This is a genomic window from Pontimicrobium sp. MEBiC01747 (assembly GCF_053601635.1).
Genome location: NZ_JBSHNS010000151.1, coordinates 20,206 through 28,130, shown reverse-complemented (window position 1 = coordinate 28,130; position 7,925 = coordinate 20,206). Strand labels below are relative to the sequence as shown.

General features: G+C 31.5%; 8 protein-coding genes. 6 read left to right on the top strand and 2 right to left on the bottom strand.

The annotated features are described in order from the left end of the window. The first annotated feature begins 5 nt into the window (after positions 1-5). The 6 genes from ACVC2P_RS04275 to ACVC2P_RS04250 all read left to right on the top strand — a co-directional run bounded on the left by ACVC2P_RS04275 (position 6) and on the right by ACVC2P_RS04250 (position 5,077). Positions 6-470 carry an LptE family protein gene (locus ACVC2P_RS04275; RefSeq protein WP_452597249.1) on the top strand — a complete coding sequence of 155 codons (465 nt, stop codon included), beginning with the start codon at positions 6-8 and terminating at the stop codon, positions 468-470. Next, positions 470-1,426 carry a hypothetical protein gene (locus tag ACVC2P_RS04270; RefSeq protein ID WP_452597247.1) on the top strand — a complete coding sequence of 319 codons (957 nt, stop codon included), beginning with the start codon at positions 470-472 and terminating at the stop codon, positions 1,424-1,426. Before ACVC2P_RS04275 ends, ACVC2P_RS04270 begins: the two co-directional genes overlap by 1 nt. After that, entirely contained in the window at positions 1,426-1,776 is a 351-nt protein-coding gene (gene secG / locus ACVC2P_RS04265; RefSeq protein ID WP_452597246.1) for a preprotein translocase subunit SecG, read from the top strand. Before ACVC2P_RS04270 ends, secG begins: the two co-directional genes overlap by 1 nt. 182 nt (positions 1,777-1,958) lie before the next feature. Next, the gene (locus ACVC2P_RS04260; RefSeq protein ID WP_452597245.1) at positions 1,959-2,237 is read left to right on the top strand and encodes a co-chaperone GroES; all 279 of its coding nucleotides are present in this window, start codon (positions 1,959-1,961) and stop codon (positions 2,235-2,237) included. Between the two features lie 107 nt (positions 2,238-2,344). Continuing rightward, positions 2,345-3,982 (top strand): chaperonin GroEL, encoded by a 1,638-nt coding sequence (gene groL / locus ACVC2P_RS04255; protein ID WP_452597244.1) that lies wholly within the window; start codon positions 2,345-2,347, stop codon positions 3,980-3,982. A 105-nt stretch (positions 3,983-4,087) separates the two neighbouring features. After that, positions 4,088-5,077 (top strand): hypothetical protein, encoded by a 990-nt coding sequence (locus tag ACVC2P_RS04250; RefSeq protein WP_452597243.1) that lies wholly within the window; start codon positions 4,088-4,090, stop codon positions 5,075-5,077. Between the two features lie 119 nt (positions 5,078-5,196). Here ACVC2P_RS04250 and ACVC2P_RS04245 read toward each other — a convergent pair whose 3' ends face one another. Both ACVC2P_RS04245 and ACVC2P_RS04240 read right to left on the bottom strand, forming a co-directional pair. Continuing rightward, the gene (locus tag ACVC2P_RS04245; protein WP_452597242.1) at positions 5,197-5,565 is read right to left on the bottom strand and encodes a heavy-metal-associated domain-containing protein; all 369 of its coding nucleotides are present in this window, start codon (positions 5,563-5,565) and stop codon (positions 5,197-5,199) included. 97 nt (positions 5,566-5,662) lie between these two features. Then, positions 5,663-7,903: a TonB-dependent receptor gene (locus tag ACVC2P_RS04240; RefSeq protein ID WP_452597241.1), complete on the bottom strand. Its 2,241-nt coding sequence runs from the start codon at positions 7,901-7,903 to the stop codon at positions 5,663-5,665. Positions 7,904-7,925 lie beyond the last annotated feature (22 nt).

Sequence of the window (7,925 nt, the reverse complement as noted above, 5' to 3'; positions counted from 1 at the left end):
CTGCAATACTATGTATTAGTTGTGGTTTCTATTCATTATCTGGAGCAAACACAGGGGAAGCAAAAACATATCAAGTTAACTACTTTCAAAATAATGCTATTTTAGTAGAGCCTGGGTTAGATAGAGATTTTACTCTTGCATTACAGGACTTAATATTAAACCAAACTAACTTAGAGTTAGTTACCTCTAACGGAGATTTAGTTTACGAAGGTGAAATTACAGATTATAGAATAGCGCCAACAACAGCTACAGCAAATAATACAGCAGCACAAAACAGATTAACAATAACGGTTAAAGTAAGTTTTGTAAATAAAACAAAAGAAGAAAATAATTTTGACAAAAGCTTTTCTTTCTTTTATGATTTTGCAGGTAGCGCACAGCTTTCTGGAAATACAAAAGCAACCGCATTCGATGAGATTTTTGAGCGTTTAACACAAGATATTTTTAATGCTTCTTTAGCAGATTGGTAATGAATCAAGCAGAGCTTACTAACATATTGCAACAACCGCAAACGGTTACAAAAACACAAACCGAAGATTTAAAAACTATAATTAATAGTTTTCCATATTTTCAATCTGCCCGTGCCGTTTATTTAAAAGGCTTAAAAAATTCAGAAAGCTTTAAATATAATCAAACATTAAAAATAACAGCTGCTTACACTACAGATAGAAGTATCTTATTCGACTTTATTACTTCAGATGCTTTTAAACAAAATGAAATATCGCAATTTATAAAACAAAACACATCGCATTTAAAAGATATAGATGTTACAGTAGAAGATATTTCTGTAAATAACACAATAACACTAGACAGCGATTTAAAACAACAGTTTGAAGACACTAAAGATATTATCTTCGACCCAAGTTTATTTCAACCTAAAACAGAAGAAAATCAAGATTCAACTCTTGAAACTACCTCGATTATAAAAGCTGAAGAAAAGCGTTTAAAAACAGAAACTCCTACACCTAGCGAAATATTAAATTTAGGAAAACCTCTAGAGTTTAATAAAACAGAAACTCACTCTTTTAACGAATGGTTAAACCTAACAAGTTTAAAACCTATTGAAAGAGAAAATGTAAAAGAAAGTAAAAACGATAAAGAGGCAGTAGAAGACAATAAAATAGAAAACACCACATTAACACGGCATAAAAAGTTTGAACTTATAGAGCAGTTTATAAGTAAAAACCCAAAACTAGAAGCGCCTAAAAAAGGAAGCTCACACCACAATATAGCTAAAGCTCAGATGATTCAACCCGAAGCATTAATGACAGAAACTTTAGCAAGGATATATGTAGAACAAAAGAACTATAAAAAGGCAATTCAATCTTATAAAATTTTAAGTTTGAAATATCCAGAAAAAAGTGGTTTCTTTGCAGACCAAATTAAGGCAGTTAAACAATTACAAGAACAAAATAACACAAAATAATGAGTACGTTTACAATATTTTTAGCACTAATGGTAGTAGTAGCATTTCTACTAGTTGTAGTAATTATGGTGCAAAACCCTAAAGGTGGAGGTTTATCTTCTTCTTTTGGAGGTGGTGGAACACAGCAATTAGGAGGTGTAAAGAAAACTACCGATTTCTTAGACAAAAGTACTTGGATATTAGCAACTATCTTAATAGCATTAATTCTTGCTTCTAATTTAGCAATAGATAATGGTTCTAGAATTCAAGACTCTAAAGCTTTAGACCCAGATAATATTCAACAAGTAGAGCCTGTGCAAACACCTGTAATAGATGAAACAGCAACAAAAGCTGCAGACTCAACGAACTAATAATATTACATATACAATATATTTAAGCCAACTTTACAGTTGGCTTTTTTTGTTTATTAATCTTGTTCTTTTCATAGAAACAGTAAGACATCTGAAACTTTGTCAGTACCCTCCTATTGGCACATTTTTAGCTTAGCTTAACACGTAAATAAAAATTTAATTAATTAAAACATACATTTAAAATGAGTAAAGTAAACATTAAACCACTAGCAGATCGTGTTCTTGTAGAGCCTTTACCAGCAGAAACTAAAACGGCATCGGGCTTATACATTCCAGATTCTGCACAAGAAAAACAACATAAAGGAACTGTTGTAGCAATAGGAACAGGTAAAAAAGACGAACCATTAACCGTAAAAATTGGAGATACAGTACTATACGGTAAATATTCTGGTTCAGAATTAAAATTAGATGGTAATGATTATTTAATGATGAGAGAAGAAGATATTCTTGCAATTATCTAAAATAGCTTTTGGCTTCTGGCAATTTGCCTTTAGCAAAACATAATAAAAACTAAATAATATACTCTAGCTAAAAGCCAATGGCAAATAGCTAAAAATTAAGTAAAAAAATGGCAAAAGATATAAAATTCGATATAGAAGCACGTGACGGATTAAAACGTGGTGTAGACGCTTTAGCAAATGCAGTAAAAGTAACATTAGGACCTAAAGGACGTAATGTAATTATTAGTCGCTCGTTTGGAGCACCACAAGTAACAAAAGATGGTGTTTCTGTAGCAAAAGAAGTAGAGTTAGAAAACCCATTAGAAAACATGGGCGCTCAAATGGTAAAAGAAGTTGCTTCTAAAACTAATGATTTAGCAGGAGATGGTACTACAACTGCAACAGTACTTGCGCAAGCAATTGTAAAAGAAGGTCTAAAAAATGTTGCTGCAGGTGCAAATCCAATGGATTTAAAACGCGGTATAGACAAAGCTGTTTCTGCAATAGTAGAAGATTTAGGAAAGCAAGCTAAAGAAGTAGGAAGTTCTTCAGAAAAAATAAAGCAAGTTGCTTCAATCTCTGCAAATAATGATGAAATTATTGGAGATTTAATCGCTAATGCTTTTGGAAAAGTAGGAAAAGAGGGCGTTATAACAGTAGAAGAAGCTAAAGGAACAGATACTTATGTAGATGTTGTAGAAGGTATGCAGTTTGACAGAGGTTACCTATCTCCATATTTTGTTACCGATAGCGAAAAAATGATTACAGATTTAGAAAACCCTTATGTTTTATTGTACGATAAAAAAGTATCTACAATGAAAGATTTACTTCCAGTTTTAGAGCCAGTTGCACAAACAGGAAAACCATTATTAATTATAGCAGAAGATGTTGATGGTGAAGCATTAGCAACTTTAGTAGTAAATAAATTACGTGGTTCTTTAAAAATAGCAGCTGTAAAAGCACCAGGTTTTGGAGACAGACGTAAAGCAATGCTAGAAGATATTGCAATTTTAACAGGAGGTACTGTTATTTCTGAAGAAAGAGGATTTACTTTAGAAAATGCTACATTAGAAATGTTAGGTACTGCTGAGCGTATTACTATAGACAAGGATAATACAACTGTTGTAAATGGCTCTGGAGATAAGGATATGATTAAAAACAGAGTTAATCAAATAAAATCTCAAATTGAAACGACAACTAGTGATTACGATAAAGAAAAACTACAAGAACGTTTAGCTAAGTTGGCTGGAGGTGTTGCTGTACTTTATGTAGGTGCTGCTAGTGAAGTAGAAATGAAAGAGAAAAAAGACCGTGTGGATGATGCCTTACATGCTACGCGTGCAGCCGTAGAAGAAGGTATTGTTGCTGGAGGTGGTGTAGCCTTAATAAGAGCAAAATCTGTTTTAGAAAAAATTACAACAGAAAACCTAGACGAAACTACAGGAATACAAATTGTAGCTCGTGCTATAGAAGCACCTATTCGTACTATTGTTGAGAATGCAGGAGGAGAAGGAAGTGTTGTAGTGTCTAAAATAATTGAAGGTAAAAAAGATTTTGGTTACGATGCTAAATCTGAAGCTTATGTAGACATGCTTAAAGCTGGAATTATCGATCCTAAAAAAGTAACACGTATTGCATTAGAAAATGCAGCATCTGTTTCTGGAATGATTTTAACTACAGAGTGTGCTTTAATAGACATTAAAGAAGATGCACCTGCTGGTGGTGGAATGCCTCCAATGGGTGGTGGAATGCCAGGTATGATGTAATATCATTATATAAACAACAAAATAAGCCTATTTCTTATTCATTTAAGAAGTAGGCTTTTTTTATAACATCAAAATTATATATTTTTAGTTTTTAATCCCTACTAAATGCTACCAACAACTCAATTAAAAACGATTTTTAATACAATTGTTAATCAAGACACTACGCCATTACAATTGGTAGAAACTTTAAAATCCTATAAAGCACTTTTATTAAAAGCTACAGATATAGATTTAGAATCCGAAGAGCATAAACAAGACATTCACTCTCACAATGGTATTGCCATAGGCACAACATGGGCAGCAGCTTGTATAGATGATTTTGTAAGAACAAAACAGTTTATAAAAGGTATACAACACAGCATAGAAGACATAAAAAAAACTAAAAAAGAAACAATACGTATATTATATGCTGGTACTGGTCCTTTTGCAACTTTAATACTACCCATTTTATCACAATACAATCCAGAACAAATACAGGTTACACTATTAGATATTAACCCTAAGAGTATTAAAAACCTTAGAAGTGTTATAAACTATTTTGAATTAAAAAATTATGTAAAAAGTATTGCCTGTACAGATGCTACTAAATATAAAATTAAAGAGCAGCCAGATATTATATTGAGCGAAACAATGCAAAATAGTCTTCTTAAAGAGCAGCAGGTTCCTATTATGCTTAACCTTATTTCTCAAGTAGATAAAAACACTATAATTATCCCTAAAAATATAGAATTAACATTAGGCTACGTAAAACGTAAAGTTGATTTCGATTTAAAAGGTGTTGAAAAACAATATAAAACAATTGCTCCTATTTTAAATTTTAACCAATCTCACATCTATAACTATTTAAAAAATAATTGTGCAACTGATTATTCGTTAGAAAAAAACATAGTACTCCAAGAAAATAACGATAAAGACTACTCTACTTTAGCAATCTTAACAAAAATTGAAGTTGTAGATAATATTAATATTAATTACAATGAAAGCGGTTTAACTATCCCTCACTTTTTATTTGATACAAAAGAAACAAAGCCAAAAAAAATTACTTTAAAGTATGTTCTTGAACCCGCACCAATCTTCACATATACCATAGCTTAATCTTTAAACAATTTTCTTAATTACATATTAAAAAAATGTTAGATTAAATACAACTAATCTCCTAACAGAAATTAACTACACACAACCTAACATTATATATTAAGTAAAGTTTGCCTTACTTAATTTTCCTTTTTTTCGTCCTTATGGTCATCTATTACTTCCTCATCTCTATATTTACAACAAGGATGAACAGAAGCATAGGCTTCGTCTGTTGCTTTTATGGTTTTAGTATCGTGACCCACAGATGCTATTTTCTTTTGGATAGTTTCTAAATCTGTTTTTCGTTCATCGAAAATTAATTTTAGCTCGTGTGTTTTAACATTCCAAACTGCAGATTTCACACCCTTTGTTTTTAAACTTGCTTTTTCAATACGTTGCTTACACATCATACACACACCATCAACCTCTATGGAAGCTCTTGCATTTTTATTTTGTGCAAAAGTTACTGTGCTTACTAAAAAGGCAATCATTATAATATACTGTTTCATTTGTTTAAATTTTATTGTTTTTATTAGTTAACTACAATTCACTATTAAATAGTTCTGTTGGTATTAAAATTTGTTATAGTTTATTTTATAATCGTTTTTAATTTATTTTATAACGTAAACCTACATAATAACTACTCCCAAATATAGGACCATATACAAAAGTAGTATCAAAATTTGAACCAAAAGGAGCATCAGCCCCTAAAATTGGAGTTTTCTGCCTTGTATTGGTTATATTTTCTCCTCCTAAATAGACTTCTAACTTAGAGGAAAATACTCTGGTTATTTGTGCATTTAGTGTTTCTACACTTGGTGAATGTGTTGGTAATTGGTATTGAGGTAAATTACTTAACGTAGACGAAAAACGCTGTTCTCCTAGCCAATTATATGTTACATCAAATTTCCATTGCGATGCATCACCCTCACTAACAGCTGTTTCATAAGAAGCATTTGCAAATATTCTATGTTTTGGAGTTAATGGCTTATCTAGTTTTCCTGAGTTATATTGTGTTTTTATATCGTAGTATTTATACGCCGTACGTAAATTAAAATGCTCAAAGACATTATAGTTAAATTCAAACTGAAGACTATTTGCATAACTCGCCCCTTTTAAGTTGTAAAAACGTACCTCATTAGGGTTTTCATAATCTACAACAACTTGGTCTTGAAAATCAGTTTTATAAAAATCTAAAGTAATGTCTGCCTTTCTACCAAATAAATTAAACCCTTGTAGAAAAGACACTCCATAATTCCATGCTATTTCTGGCTTCAACCCATAAATTTCACCTTCATTATTTTCTATATTAATAACTCTAGAGGTTGAAAATAATTTCTGGTTTTCTGCAAAAATATTAGCACCTCTTTTTCCTCGTCCAACTGAAGCTCTCAAAGCAGATTTCTCCCAAGGAGTATAACGTAAATGTAGTCTTGGCGTTACAAAAGTACCTAATGCACTATGCGTATCTACTCGTAAACCTGCCGTTAAATTTAACTTTCCTAAATCGTCATAATTATATTCAAAAAAAGCACCAACACCACTTTCTGTTCTTTCAATATTTAATGTATTTACATCTTCTTTATAATTATCGTAAGTATAACTTATGCCTGTTTTTACTTTATGTCTAGAATCGCTAATTATAGAATTATACATAACATTAGCGTATGCACTATTGTGCAAAATATTATACACATTAAACCCAAAATAAGAGTCTTGTTTATGGTTACTATATGCTCCTTGAACACCTATACTTTGGTATGGTATTTCTGGATTTACATATCCTAATTTTGCAGAGACTTCATAGCGCCTTGTATCTATCTCACTCCCCCAAGCATTAGTTGTAAACTTATCTGTATCTGGATTAAAGTTTACTTGTCCCGCTTGTTTTTCGTCGTTTAAATACTTTAAATTAATAAAGCTTAAAAATCCTTTTTCTGGATTGGTATATTGCCAACGGTTCATTAAATTTACTTGCTTAGCTAATGGCAAATCTAGAAAGGTGTCGTTATTTTTATCGAACATTTCATTTCTAGAATCCCCATGTAAATAGACTCCTGTACTCCATTTATCATTAACCCTTGTGTTTAAATGCGTGTTTAGTTCTAGTCTTCCATTTACGGCTCCATAGGCATTTACAAAAAACTTGTTGTCTGTTGTAGGTTTTACTAGTTCTGCATTAATTTGCCCTGCTATGCTTTCATAGCCATTAACAACACTGCCTGCGCCTTTAGTTATTTGTATACTTTGCACCCATGTACCTGGAATAAAACTTAATCCAAAAGCCTGAGAAGCGCCACGAATAGATGGGATATTTTCTGTTGCTATTAAAATATAAGGGCTCGTTAAGCCTAACATTTTAATTTGTCGCGTTCCTGTTACAGCATCAGAGAAATTAACATCTATAGATGGGTTTGTTTCAAAACTTTCAGACAGATTACAACATGCAGCTTTTAATAACTCATCGCTACTAACGGTTATAATGTTTTGCGACTTTAAATAGGATTTAGCAGTTGCTTGTTTTCTTGCTGTTACTGTTACTTCCTTTAAGGTACTTGTAGATTGTAATGAATGTGTTATATTTTTAGGGCTGGCAACTGTTATAGTATCTGTTTTAAAACCAACATAACTAATCACTAATTGTTTGTACTCTTTTTTATAAGGTAAATTAAAATTCCCTTCAAAATCTGTAACCGTACCTACTTTAGTATTTAACCAATACACATTAGCACCTGGTAATCCTAGTTTTTCATTATTTGTATTTGCTTCCCATATTGTACCATTAGCAGTTTCTTGAGACCATAATAGTAAAGGGAATAGTATTATTATATATAATATATATTTCACTTGTTTTGTATCATTTTATGTG